Source organism: Faecalibacterium sp. AF28-13AC (assembly GCF_003478405.1).
Taxonomy (GTDB): domain Bacteria; phylum Bacillota; class Clostridia; order Oscillospirales; family Ruminococcaceae; genus Faecalibacterium; species Faecalibacterium prausnitzii_E.
This window is the reverse complement of the sequence record NZ_QUFG01000003.1, coordinates 258,552-272,494: the sequence shown is the minus strand read 5'-3', so window position 1 is coordinate 272,494 and position 13,943 is coordinate 258,552. Positions and strand designations below refer to the sequence as shown.

Here is a 13,943-nt window from a genome sequence, read left to right as displayed (position 1 = left end):
GAATACTAAATGAAAAATAGAAATATAAGCATTGATATTATAAAGGGAATCGGAATAATCCTTATGGTTGGAGGGCATTGCGGGATGCCTTTCACGCATTTTATTTATCTGTTTCACATGGCTATTTTCTTTATGGCATCTGGGTACTGCTTCAATGCATCCAATTCCGAGACCATGCAGGATGTTTTAAGCTTTGTTAAGCGGAAATTTAAGGGATTGTGGTTTCCATATGTATTGTGGACGGCAGTGTTTTCGTTGCTGCATAATGTATTTATTAAAACGGGAATTTATTCTCCAGATCCTTGGTCGATTAGTGAGATTGGGAAAAACATTATAAAAAGCTTTTTTCTGCATGGACATACACAGCTTGGCTCTGCACTCTGGTTTATTTCAACATTGATGCAGATAGCGGTATTATATTGTTGCATAGATTATGTAATAAAGAAAGTGACGGTCAGTAAAAAGGCAAACTTCTTACTGCAAGGAGCTGTTTCAATAGTATTTCTGGCGGTCGGATATAGATGCGCTCTGACAGATTCTATCTGGGGGGGGGGTAAACAGGGTGTTATCTTATTACTGCTTGTTTTATTTGGGGGCGGTAGTGAGAGAACTTCAAAAGACCGTATGCACCGAAAAATATCATTATTGGAAAATGGTAGTTGCATTTCTGATTTTGGTTCTTTGCAATCAAATCGGAAGTATTGCATTGGATGAGAATAGATACGAAAATCCGGGTTTTCTGTTAGTAGTGTCCATCTGTGGATGGGTACTGTTGTACGAAGTTGCACAGGAACTGAAGAAGAAAAAGCTGCTGGCGTATGCAATCGTTTGCTGTGGACAAAATTCGATGGCGATAGTTGTATTGCATTTCCTGTGTTTTAAGATTATCAGCCTTGTTGGTGTAGTAGTCTATAATCAGCCCAGAGAAGGGATTGCAGCATTTCCTGTATTGTACGAGCAGGGAGCTTGGTGGATTGCGTATATGTTTGCGGGGATTATTGTTCCGGTGCTTTTAAGCGTGATGTGGAAAAAATTGAAAGGGAAACAGGAGAAAAGATATTCAGTGGTGAAATAAATGGACAAAAAGTTGCAAAAAGGAATCGTGGCAGTTTTAATTGCCAATTTGGTAAATGTTGCCTTTAGCTTGGCAACAAACTTTTTATTACCTAAATATTTGTCAATCGAAAGCTATGCCGGAATAAAAGAGTTTCAACTGTATGTGTCGTATGTTGGACTTTTTCATTTGGGGTTTGTTGATGGTATATATTTGAAATATGGCGGTAAGACTTTGGGAAAAGATGTTGACAAAGAGTTTTCTACGGATTTGTCAACGATGTGCATTTTTCAAACAGTTACTACCATCGCAGTCTTGATAGTTGCGATAATACTCAGAGATCGTATTCTGGCCTTTTTTGCAATTTCTATTCTGCCACAGAATATGAGCAATTATTTCAAGTTCTTGTATCAGGCAACAGGAGAATTTAATCTCTATGGTAAGGCAATGAATCTGACCACCATTTCAACATTTGCGTTGAATATGGTGCTGCTTTTTGTTTTTCGGACAGATAGCGTTTTCTGGTACATTGCAGGATATGTGGTTCTTTATTTCTTGATTTGGATTGTACTGGATGTCTATTTCAGAAAGAATCATACGCTTCAAAAAGGAGCTTTGTTTTCATTCAAAAGCTTTCTTTCAAATATCAAAGCAGGATTTTTGCTGACGTTAGGAAATCTATCATCAATTTTTCTCACCAGCATGGATCGCTGGTTTGTAAAAGCATTGATGGATACGCTGGCATTTGCACAATATTCCTTTGCAGTTAGTGTTGAGAACTTTTTGAATCTTGCGATAACCCCGGTTACAACGACATTATATAATTATTTCTGCCGCGTCAGTGATGAAGAAGAACATAGAAAAGTGTTCAATTATGTGGCGGTGTTTGCAACCATTATTCCGGCAGCGGCATTTCCAGTAAAATTCATTCTGGAAGTCTTTTTGACCAAATACATTGATTCGGCTGCGGTTGTATTTTTGCTCTTTTCCGCTCAGATATTCTATACCGTGATAAGAAGCATTTATGTGAACCTGTATAAAGTGCAGCGAAAACAAAAAGTCTACTTTGTCAAACTGGTAATTATTCTGGCTATTGGCTTTGCACTTAACTGTGTGTGTTATGCGGTTGTTCATGCAAAAGAAGCATTTGCGGTTGGAACATTGTTGTCGGCAATCGTATGGTTCTTTATCTCCAAAACAGATTTTAAGTATCTGAGATGTTCTAAAAAGACGGAATTGTACTTGTTTGTACAGCTTATCCTGTTGCTGACTTTCGGATTCACATTGCCATCGGTTATCGGCTGCATAGCTTATATGGTTGCAACGATTGCATCGTTAGGAATACTAATGAATGAGACATTGCGTGATTTAATGGGGATTGGAATTAAAATGATAAATAAGCGGAGGAAATAAAATGAAGCTTTCGATTGTGCTTTCTACATATAATGGGGAAGCGTATATTACAGAGCAGCTTGATTCAATTCTTAACCAAACCAGAAAAGCAGATGAGGTTTTGATTTTTGATGATTGCTCTACCGATAATACACCACAGATAATAAAACAATTTATTTCAGGACATAATCTGACCACATGGAAGTTCGCTGTAAATCATGAAAATAAAGGCTGGAAACGGAACTTTATGGAAGGAATCTGGAGTACATCGGGAGACCTTGTATTTCCATGCGATCAGGACGATATTTGGATGCCGCAAAAGCTTGAACAGATGGAAAAAATCATGGCTGAAAATCCTCAGATCATGGTGCTTACATCGAATTATGAATCCTTTTATGATTCTGGAAAACGGGTATGTGGGCCAGAAAAGGATGATGGAAAACTTATAAAACAGCCGTTGTCGAATAAGGTGTTTAATATTCGTTATCCTGGCTGCACATATTGTATAAGAAGAGAGTTTGCCGAAATAAGTAAAAAACATTGGCAGGTAGATTTTCCGCATGACGCACTGTTTTGGCGGATGGGAATGTTCTCGGATTCGTTATATTCATATAATATGAGCCTGATCCAGTGGCGGAAGCATACAGACAGTACCTTTACTAAAGAAAGTAATCGAAACCGCACATATAAGAAAAAGCTGGAATCTATGGATTATGCAAGGCGAGTAGTAGACGATTTGCATGACTTTGTAGAAGATAATGATTGCTCACAGGAAAAGATTGATGTACTTGATATGTCAAAAAAATGGATTGAGTGCAGGAAAGCGTTTTATTTGAGCAAGAATCCATGTGATGGAGTGAAGTTACTTAAATATATAAATTGTTATGATAGAGTAAAACAGTATTTGGGAGATTGGTATTTGGTATATGGAAAAGAAAATAAAAATTGATGTCATAACGCTTCATGCGGTGCAGAACTATGGTTCAGTATTACAAGCTTTGGCAACTCAGGAAATATTAAAGCAGCATGGCTGTGACGTTACGATCATAGACTATGTAAGAGAAGATGTTCGGTATGAAAATCTAGTAAAAAAATGGAGTGGTGGGAATCCAATTAAAGCACTTGCGATTATCCCGACGATTCTCAGATGGAAAAACGTATTTCAGTCTTTTGCGAAAAAGTATCTTGATTTAAGTGAAAACACATATACAACGGAGGATGACTTTGAAAGTTATCCCTTGGATGCAGATGCGTATTGTACTGGAAGCGACCAAGTATGGAATTCAAAATGGAATAATGGGATTTTGCCATGTCTATATTTAAGCTTTGTGCCGAATGATAAGTATAAGTTTGCCTTTTCAGCAAGCTTTGGGCAAAGTAAATTATCAACAGAGGAAATCAATAAAACCAAGCCTTATCTTGAACAATATAATAGGATTTCGGTTCGAGAAAGCGAAGCGAAAGTCATTTTAGATGAACAATACAACATTAAAAACAGTATACATCTTGTTGATCCGACATTGTGTGTCTCTGGAGATTTTTGGCGTAAATATGAGACACCTAGAAAAATAAAAGATGATTATATACTTATCTATAATTTGAATCGGAGCAAAGAGTTTGACCGATATGCAGTTGAACTTTCCAAACGGACAGGATTAAAATTGGTACGTTTTTGCACACGGTATGATCAGTTCTATCGTCCTGGAAAAAGTATGCTCGTGCCAGAAGTATTTGATTTTATCAGTTTGATTGATAATGCAAAATTTGTATTAACTGATTCTTTTCATGCAACGGCTTTTTCTTTGAATTTGCATACGGAACCTATTTGTGTTTATCCCAAAGAATTCGGCGGACGGCTTGAGAGCATTTTGAGGCAGACAAACACAACACAAAGACATATTGATAATTATGAGGATTTTGATGTTGTGAATCGAGCAGTGGATTTTAAGCAAGTCGATGAAATATTGAATGGAGAAAGAAATAAGGCGAATAACTTTATTGATACCGTAATAGAGGATGTCTTGAAACAAAGCAAGAAAGGGGTGAATACAAAGTGAAAACAGTATGCACCAAAGATAATTGTACTGGTTGCATGGCCTGTGTGGAAAGTTGCCCCAAAAATGCAATTAAGATTGTTGATGAATTGGATTCATACAATGCGATAATAAATGAGGAACAATGTGTGAATTGTGACCTATGCAGAAAAGTGTGTCAGAACAATAGAAATGTAAAGTTTACTCAACCGATCATGTGGAAACAGGGATGGGCAAGAGATACTTTAGTTCGGTCGAGTTCATCTTCTGGAGGAGTAGCGCAAGCGATAGAACGTGCCTTTGTCAGAACAGGCGGTATTGTGTGTAGTTGTGCTTTTGAAAAGGGAACATTTGGCTTTATGTTTGCCGAATCAGAAAAAGAAGTTGAAAAATTCAAAGGCTCAAAGTATGTTAAGAGTAATCCGAGTGGAATTTATAAGAAGATAAAGGAATACTTGATTGCTGGAAGAAAGGTTCTATTTGTAGGTTTGCCTTGCCAAGTAGAAGCAGTTAAATGCTATGTTGGAGAAAAACTTGACAATAGTTTATATACGGTTGATTTGATTTGTCATGGTTCGCCATCACCTAAAGTCTTGGATATGTTTTTGGCACAGTATGATATTGATACCCCAAAATTGTCGGATATTCAATTCCGTAACAAAAACAACTTTGCTGTAAGAGAAGGTACAAGTTATATTGTGCAGAAAGGTGTATTAGATAAATACTCTATATCTTTTTTGAATTCAATATCTTACACAGAGAATTGTTATCATTGCCAGTATGCTAATATCATGCGTGTCTCTGATATTACGCTTGGCGATTCTTGGGGGAGTAATCTTGATATCCAAGAACAAAGGAAAGGAATTTCTCTGATTCTAAATCAGACCCAAAAGGGGAAAGAACTATTAGAACAGTCTGAGTTAGAACTTATGGATGTTGAATTGAATCGAGCAATAGAACATAATCATCAGCTCAGGCATCCATCTATTAAACCAAACACAAGAGAAATCTTTTTTGGTGAAATAAAAAACGGAAAGAATTTTAATGCTATTGTAAGAAAGCTGTATCCAAAGCAAAGCGCAAAGCAATTAGTAAAGATGCTTTTGATTAAAGCAAAAATAATGGGGGGGGTATGACAAATTATGGAATAAGTTATGTTATGAAGTAAACGTAAGTGTTATAAACCTCGATAGCCCAATGCTATTTTGGGTTAAAGATGTAGATCGCAACATAGGGCGAATTCCTAGATATAATCTTTTGATCTCATAAAATTGAAGACTTGAGAATTCAGAGGATAATATCCAGAAATGTAAAGGGGAATGAGACTATGTTGCCAAAAGAAACAAGTGAATTTATAGAACAGAAGTTGATAAATGTTACAGACAAAGTAACTGTTATTGTGCCTGTATATAATGTATCGTCTTTTTTGAGTAAGTGTATTGAGTCAATATGTGAACAGGAATATCCATTTTTGGAAATCATTCTTGTCGATGATGGGTCAACGGATGAATCTGGAAAAATATGTGATTCTTATGCGGAGAAAGATGCGCGGATTAAAGTTATCCACAAACAAAATCAAGGAGTGAGTTCAGCAAGAAATACAGGACTTGATGTAGCAACGGGGCGGTGGATATGTTTTGTGGATGGGGACGATTACATAATGCCAGAATATGTAAGCTATATGCTGGCATTAGGGGTTGCTTACGATGCAGATATTGCATTGACAACACATATGTTTGGAAGCTTTGACAATAAGCAGATGGATGCAGATGATGTAAGAATATGGACTGGTGAAGATGCAGTAGAAGCGATTTTATGTTATAAGGTGCCGATAGGATGCTACTGTAAAATGTTCAAACGGGAAGTATTGAAAACAACAAGATTCATACCCGAAGTGTTTATTGGAGAAGGATTCAATTTTAATGTTGCAGCTTTTCAAAAATCAAATCGAATCCTTGCAGGAAAGTTGAAAACGTATTTTTATCGTCGAGATAATCCTACAAGTGCAATGACTAAGTTTTCAATAAAAAAATGTGAGTGTGGACTGAAAGCGTTAGACATTATAAAAGAGAATTTACAAATACATACAGATAGAGTTCAGACTGCATGGGAATTTGCAGATTGGCGCACCCACTCAGATTTCTATGATGCAATGGTATTAGCGAAAGTTAAGAATGAGTATCCGGAATTCTATCGAAAATGTTTGAATGTCACAAAACAGAGAGCTTTGGTGGCATTAAAAGTCCCAACAACAAAATCGAATAAGATTAGAGCTATTTTAATGAGGGTATGTCCGGCTATTATACCGTTCATGCTAAAGATCAGAGAAAAACGCCATAACGTAAATATTACTCATCGGTAACCTTACGTATTTGCAGAGATTTAGCTTAAAAAATATTCCTTTTACCAGCGCTTATAAAATAAAACAGGGGATATTAATACGGAATAAAAAGTTGCGGTTTTTATGCGTAAACAATCAAAAAGCACACCTTTTGCTGTATAATTATGTCGCCCACAAATATTACATATCGGGGTCAAATTCTATGAAATACTAATAATGAGTGAATATGTTCTAAAAGTTTTCTAAAGAAAGTATAACATAAAGAAATTACGAATCTGTATGTGTTAAGGATGCTCAGTTAAAGCAATATGAACACAATAAGGAGAGATATGAACACAACATTACTTATCATGGCAGCCGGTATCGGCAGCCGATTTGGAACAGGAATAAAACAGTTGGAGCCGGTGGATGATGCTGGTCATATCATTATGGACTACTCGATACATGATGCGATTGGAGCTGGTTTCAATCATGTGGTATTTATCATCCGTAAGGATATTGAGAAGGAGTTCAAAGAGGTCATCGGTGATCGCATTGCCTCTATTTGTTCTGCTCACAATGTAACTGTGGACTATGCTTTCCAGGATATCAACGATATTCCGGGAGAACTTCCGGCAGGCCGTACAAAGCCGTGGGGAACCGGTCAGGCTGTGCTTGCAGCGAAGGACGTAATTAAAACTCCGTTCATCGTCATTAACGCAGACGATTACTATGGCAAGGAAGGCTTCAAGGCCGTCCATGAGTATCTGGTGAATGGCGGCAAGTCCTGCATGGCTGGCTTTGTGCTGAAGAACACGCTGTCTGATAACGGCGGTGTGACTCGTGGTATCTGCAAGATGGATGAGAACGGAAACTTGACTGAGGTTGTGGAAACCAAGAACATCGTAAAGACTGCAGATGGAGCAGAGGCAGACGGTGTGGTTGTTGATGTGAATTCTCTGGTATCCATGAATATGTGGGGCTTGACTCCTGATTTTTTGGATGTGCTGGAAAATGGTTTCAAGGAGTTCTTCGAGAAAGAAGTGCCTGGTAATCCGCTAAAGGCAGAGTATCTAATTCCTATCTTTATCGGGGAACTGCTGGAGCAGGGCAAGATGTCTGTAAAGGTTTTGAAAACCAATGATACCTGGTACGGCATGACCTATCATGAGGATGTCGCAGCAGTAAAGGATAGCTTCAAGAAGATGCTGGAGAATGGTGTATACAAGGCTGATTTATTTTCAGATCTGTGATATACTTGAACTATTATAACAGGAAAGAGGTTTGTGTCCTATGCCCAGAACAAAAGGTAGCAAGAATAAGCCCAAAACTGTGACTGCTGATTTTGCAACGCAGATTGCGGAAAAGCAGTCCGCGAAGGAAGCACTCACAGCGGAAATCGCATCCATCACCGCCAACATTGACACTTTAAAGGCTGACTTGAAAGAGAAGAAGACTGCTCTGAAGAAGGCCGAAAAAGAAGTGGTAACGCTGGAAGCGAAGAAGGCAAAGGCAGATGCTAAGGCTGCAGAGGAAGCGAAAAAGGCAGAAGCGGAATCCGTCCTGAAGAAGCTGCTTGCCGAAGGCATGAGTGCTGATGAAATTCTCGAAAAACTGAAATAACACGAAAAACCCGTGATGGACAGGCATAACGCACCGTCCATTACGGGTTTTAGGGTTTTAGGGTTATAAGAACATAAGCTCATCCGGCGCGGCCACATCAAAACTGAAAATGTGTCGGAAGGTTGAACTGTTTAATAAACGCATGGTGCTGGGCGTGATAGTGACGCAGATCGTACCCCAGATGATGCAGCTCAAGAAGTTTTACCATCACCAGATTGAGGTGAATCCGTTTGGCTACAGAGATTTGCGCAGCGTCTAACCCGCGCTTCGTCATTTGATAGACTTCATCACTGTCCAGCATCAGGTGGGATGTGAAAGCGTTATGCTCGTAAAGAAGGATGTGCTTGTCCTTAATGGTCAGAAACTTGTCCAGGGTATGCAAGTCCATAAGCAGCTGATGCTCCAGATAATGCCCCAGCGCATAGCCGCACACCATCTGCTTCGTCTGTTTGTCCAGTTGGCGATTGATAAGGATCAATGGCTTATCAAAATAGAGCGAAAGTAAACCCAACATATCTTTAATGCGGGATGTTTCACTGATGTCCAGACTGCAACTGCGCGCAATCTGTTTGATGTTGCGAGTTCCGGCATTTTGGACAAGTTCGTTGGCGGCTTGGTGAATAAATGCAGAATCCATAATGTGATCTCCTTCCGGGGATAGCATAGTGAATAGAACAGTGGTTCACAGGTTCATTATTCGTTCCTTTTCTCGTTTTTGTTCTCGGTACTTAAAATAGGCTTTGTGCATTTCATACATGATGCCGTCCATATCCTGCGGGGTCAACTCTCCGCTGGCAAATAGCTCAGTAAGCTCAAATGCGAGATGCTGGGCTTCTATTTTGCCCTTTTTTCCGTAGGCTTCGGCGGCACGTTCGATAAATAAAGACTGATCCGGCTGTAAATAGGTCAGAGGTACATGGAATATATCGGCCATTTTTTCAAGCATTTCAATGCTGCGAGGATAGCGGCCATCACGCTCCCATCCGATGATCGTTCGTTTGTTGATACCCAGACATTGTGCCAATTCGTCCTGTGTTAAAGAATGTTTCTTTCGTAGATCGCGAACTTTCTCTCCAAATTTCATGTTTGCAACCTTTCTATGGCGTAGTTATCGTGCTGTAACAATGTGTAACGGGATTTGTAAATATTCAATCTGAAAGATGCAACGAATTTTCACATTTTCCTCTTGACACGGCGGCACGACTTGCTTATAATATATGCTATATTCTATCATCTTTTGGATTATTATACCGTAAAAATCGTAAATATGCAAGCCGAAAAAGGTGAAAAAAGAGCGGAAGTTCAAAAGGTGAAATTGAATAGAAGAAAAAAGAAACCTAAACCAATACAAAGGAGGCCGTGAGAAGATGAGCAACGGAGAACATGAAATCCGCACCCCAAAGGGGCTGCGGATCGGGAATCGCAGTGTCGTTGATGGAAAGAATATGCTTCAGATCAAGCGTGGTGGCTGTGAAGATTATATTTCTGCTGAATCTCTGGTGGAGTGCATTCACGGCCTTCCCGTGAAGAGTATCGAATTTTTCACAGCAGAGAACCAACGGAAAGAAGCCTGAAGCAGAGTGCTTCATCGACACTGAAAGCGCAGAGGCGGAATCTTAGGCGGCACCTGGTTAGCCGACCAGCTCCACCAGACGTTCTTTTGGGTCTACAATATAATATCTGTTTGTTAGAGCGATACCGTAGCAATATGTGATATAGGCCGGAACAGAATGAGCGAATGCAGCGCAGTAGTGCGCCTGTGAGTAACTCATCCTGTTCCGGTTTTTTTTAATTTTTTTTCAAAAACACCTTGCGAAATGCCCTTCCAGCAATTCTATATATGAGAGACTAAACATCACACCTTAAAAGTGAATCATGAAATAGCGATGCAGTAGGAGAAGTCTTAGACTTCCCGTTCAAAAAAAAACGGGTAAGTCTGGGACAACTTTTGCTGCATTTTTTGTTTCAGACCGCCCGCAGCCAAAAGGCAGAAAGGTGGACATTATGATGACATTCAAGGAACTGAAAAAGCTTGTTAAACTTCCTTTGTACAAGGAACAGCGTGTTCCCACCGTGAAGGCTCTTGAGGAATCTGGCGTGTCGGTGGTAGCCGAGAAGATTCTGGAAAATCATGGAAGCATCAGTGTCTACCAAAATGGTTATGTGATTTACAGGGCGCATAAAAGAGTGACCGTTTTCTCGCTTCGTAACTGCGTACATTATAAATATGATGCATTGGAAGGTGCGGGGCATCACATTGAGGAAGAGGAATTTGATGAATACGAGTGGCACATCCGGCTGGTTCTGGAAGGAGAGGATCGTATTTTCATGAATTACGAAATCATTCAGGGAAAATGGATGCCATCCCGTGAGGACAGGGAGTATAGGGAAGAAATCCTAGAGGGAGTCGATGAAGCAGTGAGTACACTGGAAAGAATGATAAGTGAGGAAAGAGTGGAAGAGCTGCTCTCTACTTTGACTGATTTGCAGAGAAAGGTCGTCCACACTCATCTGTTTCATGGTCTGTCTTTCACAGAGGCAGCGAAACACCTTGGCATGACCCGCCAGAATCTTACCGGAATTTATAACGCAGCAATTTACAAGATACAGAAAAAGCACTTCCGGGCATTGTGCAGCTGATAACCTATACATAATCAAAAGATGAGCCGTCCAATCACAGAAAACACTCTGAATTGGGCGGCTCAAAAATTTTTTTGAATTTTTTTAAAACACCTTGCGAAATAGACCTTCTCCGATTCTAGGAGTGAGAGGACACAAAAAATCTCCATCCAAATCGGAAAGTTCATAAAAAGTTCAAAAACTTTTTTAAAAACACCTTGCGAAATGACCTTTCTCCGATTCTAAGGATGAGAGGACAATACAAAACCTCTCACATGAACCTTGAAAATTGAATAAGCCATCTCAGAGAGATACTTCTGATACTGAATGTGCATCCTGCGTGTCTTGTCAGAGAAAACGCCGCTGAAATATGGGGCAGGAACGGGCTGGGGCAGAATGGCAAAGCTCAAATAACAGCAGATACAATGCGGCGGAGTGTCGAAAGATGCTCCGTCGTAGGAATGTACTGTTATTTATAATAGTGCAAATCCAGCAAGAGGGGAGGTGATGAATCTACATGAAGTACCCGTATTTCAGAGGTCTGGAAGCAGACCGATACAGTTTCTACCGTGTGCCGAAAGCACTCATCAAGGTAGACCTGTTTGAAAAGATGTCCGGCGATGCAAAGCTACTGTATGCTGTCTTGCTGGATCGGATGAATCTTTCGCTTAAAAATGGCTGGCAGGACGAGAATGGAAATGCCTACATCATCTGTACGATAGATGAGATCATGGATTCGATTCGATGTGCCAGACAAAAGGCGGTCAAACTGCTGGATGAGCTGGAACACGAATATCAGCTTGTTGAGCGGCGCAGGCAGGGCTTGGGAAAGCCAAACCTGCTGTATGTGAAAGACCTCTATGCGGGACTTTCACAATCGAACTACTGGAAGTATGAAAATCAAACTTTTGGTGGTTTGAAAAGCGAACTTCCGGGAGTATGGAAATCAAACGGAAGTAAGACTGATATAAATAATACTGATAGTAGTGAGACTGATCTAATCTATTCCGCACCGTATGTGGAAAACACAGCGAAAGAGATGCGGGAAGATGAAAGGTATCGCTTCTATTTTCAAGACAAGCTGGAAATCCCGATCTTAGAGAAGAACTTCCCGCATGACCGGGAAATCCTGATGGAGATTCTGGAACTGCTTGTAGAAACCGTGACCAGCAGAAAGAAATTCCTGCGCATTTGCGGGGAAGAAAAGCCGAAAGAGGTGGTCAAAAGCCGCCTGATGAAGCTGGATTCCATGCACATTCAGTATGTGATGGAATGCCTGAAAAGCAATACCACACAGATACGAAACATCAAACAATATCTGCTCGCCACACTGTATAATGCGCCGACCACGATTGACAGCTATTACGCTGCACAGGTCAGGCATGATTTCGGATGGGGCGGCAGAAGCAATTAAGGAGGACAATGCAATGAGCGTGTTTTTTATGGATTTCGATATGGCTCCCTCGGTAATCTGGGCGAGAGACCTGTACGACCAGATGCAGATTCAGAGTGACTTCCGCAAGTGGTTCCCCCGGATGTGCCAGTACGGATTTGTGGAGGGCCGGGACTATGAGTTCGTTCCCCGTGTCCGCCCGCAGGATGAGGGCGGGCGCACGGTGCAGCGGTATGTGAAAGACTACCGGATCACGCTGGAGATGGCAAAGCAGTTGTATAAGCTCCATCACTTCCACAAAAATGACTGTTTCCGCAGCTGCGAAGGACAGCACTGCATGGGAGCGGATCACTGGATGCAGGCAGTCATTGAACTGCTGCATCAGCACAAGTGCAAAAGCCACGCGCCGCCGAAGCGTTTTTACGAATCACAGCCGCCCGATTCGTTTGTGACAACGACACAGATCGCAAAAGAATACGGCTGTGGTGCAAAGGTGTTCAATCGTCTGCTCCATCTGCACGGTATCCAGTACCGGGCCAATAATCAGTGGGTGCTGTATGCAAAGCATCAGGATAAAGGATATACCGCAAACCTTGTTTTCCGGCTCTATCGGAGTGATGGCAGTGCAGTGGAAAAGCTGCATACGGCATGGACGCACAAAGGCAGGAAGTTCCTGTACCATGAACTGAAACGGCGTGGTATTCTTCCGATGGCAGAACAGGAGGGTTGAGCTTATGAACTTTACAAATAGCCCGTTTGAACGTATGATGCGCCAGCGTCCGGGGACGGACAGCGACCATCCCTGCATTTCCTGCCGGCACCGCAGGGAGTGCGGCTATATGATGCACCAGTGCAGAAAGAAATTCCGTTCGGTCTTTGGCGATACGGCTCCTCCGGTATCAGGCACGGTCAGTGTCTAATACCGTTTGGATAAAACCACAAACCGGAAAGGAGGGAGCAGGTGCAGGATGAAGTAAACGAAAAAACGATGGCATTGTGCATCAAAGGCGGAAAAATCTCGGCACAGATTCTGAAAGCAGCATTGACAAAGCTGTTGGCAGAAATCGAGAAGAAAAAACAGCAGTCAAAGAAGATGGGAGGGCAGAACCGATGTAAGAGAGGAAAGCAGAGTATCAAGAGCCTGCAACAGAGCGGCGCACAGCTTACCAATATCGTTGTCACGGACAATAACATCAAGTCGTTTGACCGGGTAGCCCGGAAGTATGGCATTGATTATAGTCTGAAAAAGGCAGAAAAGGAAGGAAAGACCGAATATCTGGTCTTTTTCAAGGCAAAAGATGTGGATGTTATGACGGCGGCATTCAAGGAATATACCGGAGTTTCGCTGAAAAAGGAGCAGCGGCAGTCCATCCGCAAGAAGCTGGAGCAGGCAAAGGAGCGTGTTGCCAAGCATCGTGAGATCACCAAGGAAAAGACGAAAGACAGAGGGCAGGTGCGATGAGCCAGAAAAAGAAAACGACCGCACAAAGCAAGCGTCCGCGCAAAGCC

At 41.2% G+C, this 13,943-nt stretch carries 17 protein-coding genes; 15 read left to right on the top strand and 2 right to left on the bottom strand.

Annotation, left to right across the window (positions count from 1 at the left end; translation table 11 throughout):
* Positions 1 to 9: 9 nt before the first annotated feature.
* From DWY95_RS05735 to DWY95_RS05695, 9 genes are all read left to right on the top strand, one after another.
* The gene (locus DWY95_RS05735) at positions 10 to 714 is read left to right on the top strand and encodes an acyltransferase (protein ID WP_118552737.1); all 705 of its coding nucleotides are present in this window, start codon (positions 10 to 12) and stop codon (positions 712 to 714) included.
* Positions 715 to 772: 58 nt separating this feature from the next.
* Complete coding sequence (locus DWY95_RS05730; RefSeq protein WP_147365922.1) at positions 773 to 1,075, top strand: hypothetical protein; 303 nt, start codon at positions 773 to 775, stop codon at positions 1,073 to 1,075.
* Entirely contained in the window at positions 1,076 to 2,467 is a 1,392-nt protein-coding gene (locus tag DWY95_RS05725; protein WP_118552735.1) for a hypothetical protein, read from the top strand. It begins immediately after the preceding gene.
* Position 2,468: 1 nt separating this feature from the next.
* Complete coding sequence (locus tag DWY95_RS05720; protein WP_118552734.1) at positions 2,469 to 3,395, top strand: glycosyltransferase; 927 nt, start codon at positions 2,469 to 2,471, stop codon at positions 3,393 to 3,395.
* Positions 3,373 to 4,503, top strand: a complete 1,131-nt coding sequence (locus DWY95_RS05715) for a polysaccharide pyruvyl transferase family protein (protein WP_118552733.1) — start codon at positions 3,373 to 3,375, stop codon at positions 4,501 to 4,503. The genes DWY95_RS05720 and DWY95_RS05715 overlap by 23 nt, the downstream gene beginning before the upstream one ends.
* A complete protein-coding gene (locus tag DWY95_RS05710) occupies positions 4,500 to 5,615 on the top strand; it encodes a Coenzyme F420 hydrogenase/dehydrogenase, beta subunit C-terminal domain (RefSeq protein ID WP_118552732.1) in 1,116 nt (371 codons plus the stop codon). The genes DWY95_RS05715 and DWY95_RS05710 overlap by 4 nt, the downstream gene beginning before the upstream one ends.
* A 191-nt stretch (positions 5,616 to 5,806) precedes the next feature.
* Positions 5,807 to 6,841 carry a glycosyltransferase family 2 protein gene (locus DWY95_RS05705; protein ID WP_243082594.1) on the top strand — a complete coding sequence of 345 codons (1,035 nt, stop codon included), beginning with the start codon at positions 5,807 to 5,809 and terminating at the stop codon, positions 6,839 to 6,841.
* Between the two features lie 308 nt (positions 6,842 to 7,149).
* Positions 7,150 to 8,052: a sugar phosphate nucleotidyltransferase gene (locus tag DWY95_RS05700; protein WP_118552731.1), complete on the top strand. Its 903-nt coding sequence runs from the start codon at positions 7,150 to 7,152 to the stop codon at positions 8,050 to 8,052.
* A gap of 40 nt (positions 8,053 to 8,092) precedes the next feature.
* Positions 8,093 to 8,422 (top strand): hypothetical protein, encoded by a 330-nt coding sequence (locus DWY95_RS05695; protein WP_118552730.1) that lies wholly within the window; start codon positions 8,093 to 8,095, stop codon positions 8,420 to 8,422.
* 97 nt (positions 8,423 to 8,519) lie between these two features.
* On the opposite strand, the gene DWY95_RS05690 is transcribed toward DWY95_RS05695, so the two are convergent.
* On the bottom strand, positions 8,520 to 9,059 hold the full coding sequence (locus tag DWY95_RS05690) for an ImmA/IrrE family metallo-endopeptidase (RefSeq protein ID WP_118552729.1): 540 nt from the start codon (positions 9,057 to 9,059) through the stop codon (positions 8,520 to 8,522).
* Positions 9,060 to 9,104: 45 nt separating this feature from the next.
* Complete coding sequence (locus DWY95_RS05685; protein WP_055185268.1) at positions 9,105 to 9,506, bottom strand: helix-turn-helix transcriptional regulator; 402 nt, start codon at positions 9,504 to 9,506, stop codon at positions 9,105 to 9,107.
* Positions 9,507 to 9,789: 283 nt separating this feature from the next.
* On the opposite strand from DWY95_RS05685, the gene DWY95_RS05680 reads away from it, so the two are divergent.
* The 6 genes from DWY95_RS05680 to DWY95_RS05655 all read left to right on the top strand — a co-directional run bounded on the left by DWY95_RS05680 (position 9,790) and on the right by DWY95_RS05655 (position 13,896).
* Positions 9,790 to 9,996 carry a hypothetical protein gene (locus DWY95_RS05680; RefSeq protein ID WP_097776605.1) on the top strand — a complete coding sequence of 69 codons (207 nt, stop codon included), beginning with the start codon at positions 9,790 to 9,792 and terminating at the stop codon, positions 9,994 to 9,996.
* 430 nt (positions 9,997 to 10,426) lie between these two features.
* Positions 10,427 to 11,062, top strand: a complete 636-nt coding sequence (locus DWY95_RS05675; RefSeq protein ID WP_118552728.1) for a sigma-70 family RNA polymerase sigma factor — start codon at positions 10,427 to 10,429, stop codon at positions 11,060 to 11,062.
* Between the two features lie 550 nt (positions 11,063 to 11,612).
* A complete protein-coding gene (locus DWY95_RS05670; RefSeq protein ID WP_243082593.1) occupies positions 11,613 to 12,455 on the top strand; it encodes a DUF6017 domain-containing protein in 843 nt (280 codons plus the stop codon).
* Positions 12,456 to 12,468: 13 nt separating this feature from the next.
* Positions 12,469 to 13,164: a phage antirepressor KilAC domain-containing protein gene (locus DWY95_RS05665; protein ID WP_158577527.1), complete on the top strand. Its 696-nt coding sequence runs from the start codon at positions 12,469 to 12,471 to the stop codon at positions 13,162 to 13,164.
* Positions 13,165 to 13,168: 4 nt separating this feature from the next.
* Positions 13,169 to 13,354: a hypothetical protein gene (locus DWY95_RS05660; RefSeq protein WP_118539045.1), complete on the top strand. Its 186-nt coding sequence runs from the start codon at positions 13,169 to 13,171 to the stop codon at positions 13,352 to 13,354.
* Positions 13,355 to 13,395: 41 nt separating this feature from the next.
* A complete protein-coding gene (locus DWY95_RS05655; protein ID WP_118552725.1) occupies positions 13,396 to 13,896 on the top strand; it encodes a PcfB family protein in 501 nt (166 codons plus the stop codon).
* The last annotated feature ends 47 nt before the right edge of the window (positions 13,897 to 13,943 follow it).

What these genes read in the sequence shown, in the direction of transcription:
- DWY95_RS05735 (WP_118552737.1), top strand. Translation starts at nt 10, where the DNA reads ATGAAAAATAGAAATATAAGCATTGATATTATAAAGGGAATCGGAATA.
- DWY95_RS05725 (WP_118552735.1), top strand. Translation starts at nt 1,076, where the DNA reads ATGGACAAAAAGTTGCAAAAAGGAATCGTGGCAGTTTTAATTGCCAAT.
- DWY95_RS05720 (WP_118552734.1), top strand. Translation starts at nt 2,469, where the DNA reads ATGAAGCTTTCGATTGTGCTTTCTACATATAATGGGGAAGCGTATATT.
- DWY95_RS05715 (WP_118552733.1), top strand. Translation starts at nt 3,373, where the DNA reads ATGGAAAAGAAAATAAAAATTGATGTCATAACGCTTCATGCGGTGCAG.
- DWY95_RS05705 (WP_243082594.1), top strand. Translation starts at nt 5,807, where the DNA reads ATGTTGCCAAAAGAAACAAGTGAATTTATAGAACAGAAGTTGATAAAT.
- DWY95_RS05700 (WP_118552731.1), top strand. Translation starts at nt 7,150, where the DNA reads ATGAACACAACATTACTTATCATGGCAGCCGGTATCGGCAGCCGATTT.
- DWY95_RS05695 (WP_118552730.1), top strand. Translation starts at nt 8,093, where the DNA reads ATGCCCAGAACAAAAGGTAGCAAGAATAAGCCCAAAACTGTGACTGCT.
- DWY95_RS05690 (WP_118552729.1), bottom strand. Translation starts at nt 9,059, where the DNA reads ATGGATTCTGCATTTATTCACCAAGCCGCCAACGAACTTGTCCAAAAT.
- DWY95_RS05685 (WP_055185268.1), bottom strand. Translation starts at nt 9,506, where the DNA reads ATGAAATTTGGAGAGAAAGTTCGCGATCTACGAAAGAAACATTCTTTA.
- DWY95_RS05680 (WP_097776605.1), top strand. Translation starts at nt 9,790, where the DNA reads ATGAGCAACGGAGAACATGAAATCCGCACCCCAAAGGGGCTGCGGATC.
- DWY95_RS05675 (WP_118552728.1), top strand. Translation starts at nt 10,427, where the DNA reads ATGATGACATTCAAGGAACTGAAAAAGCTTGTTAAACTTCCTTTGTAC.
- DWY95_RS05665 (WP_158577527.1), top strand. Translation starts at nt 12,469, where the DNA reads ATGAGCGTGTTTTTTATGGATTTCGATATGGCTCCCTCGGTAATCTGG.
- DWY95_RS05660 (WP_118539045.1), top strand. Translation starts at nt 13,169, where the DNA reads ATGAACTTTACAAATAGCCCGTTTGAACGTATGATGCGCCAGCGTCCG.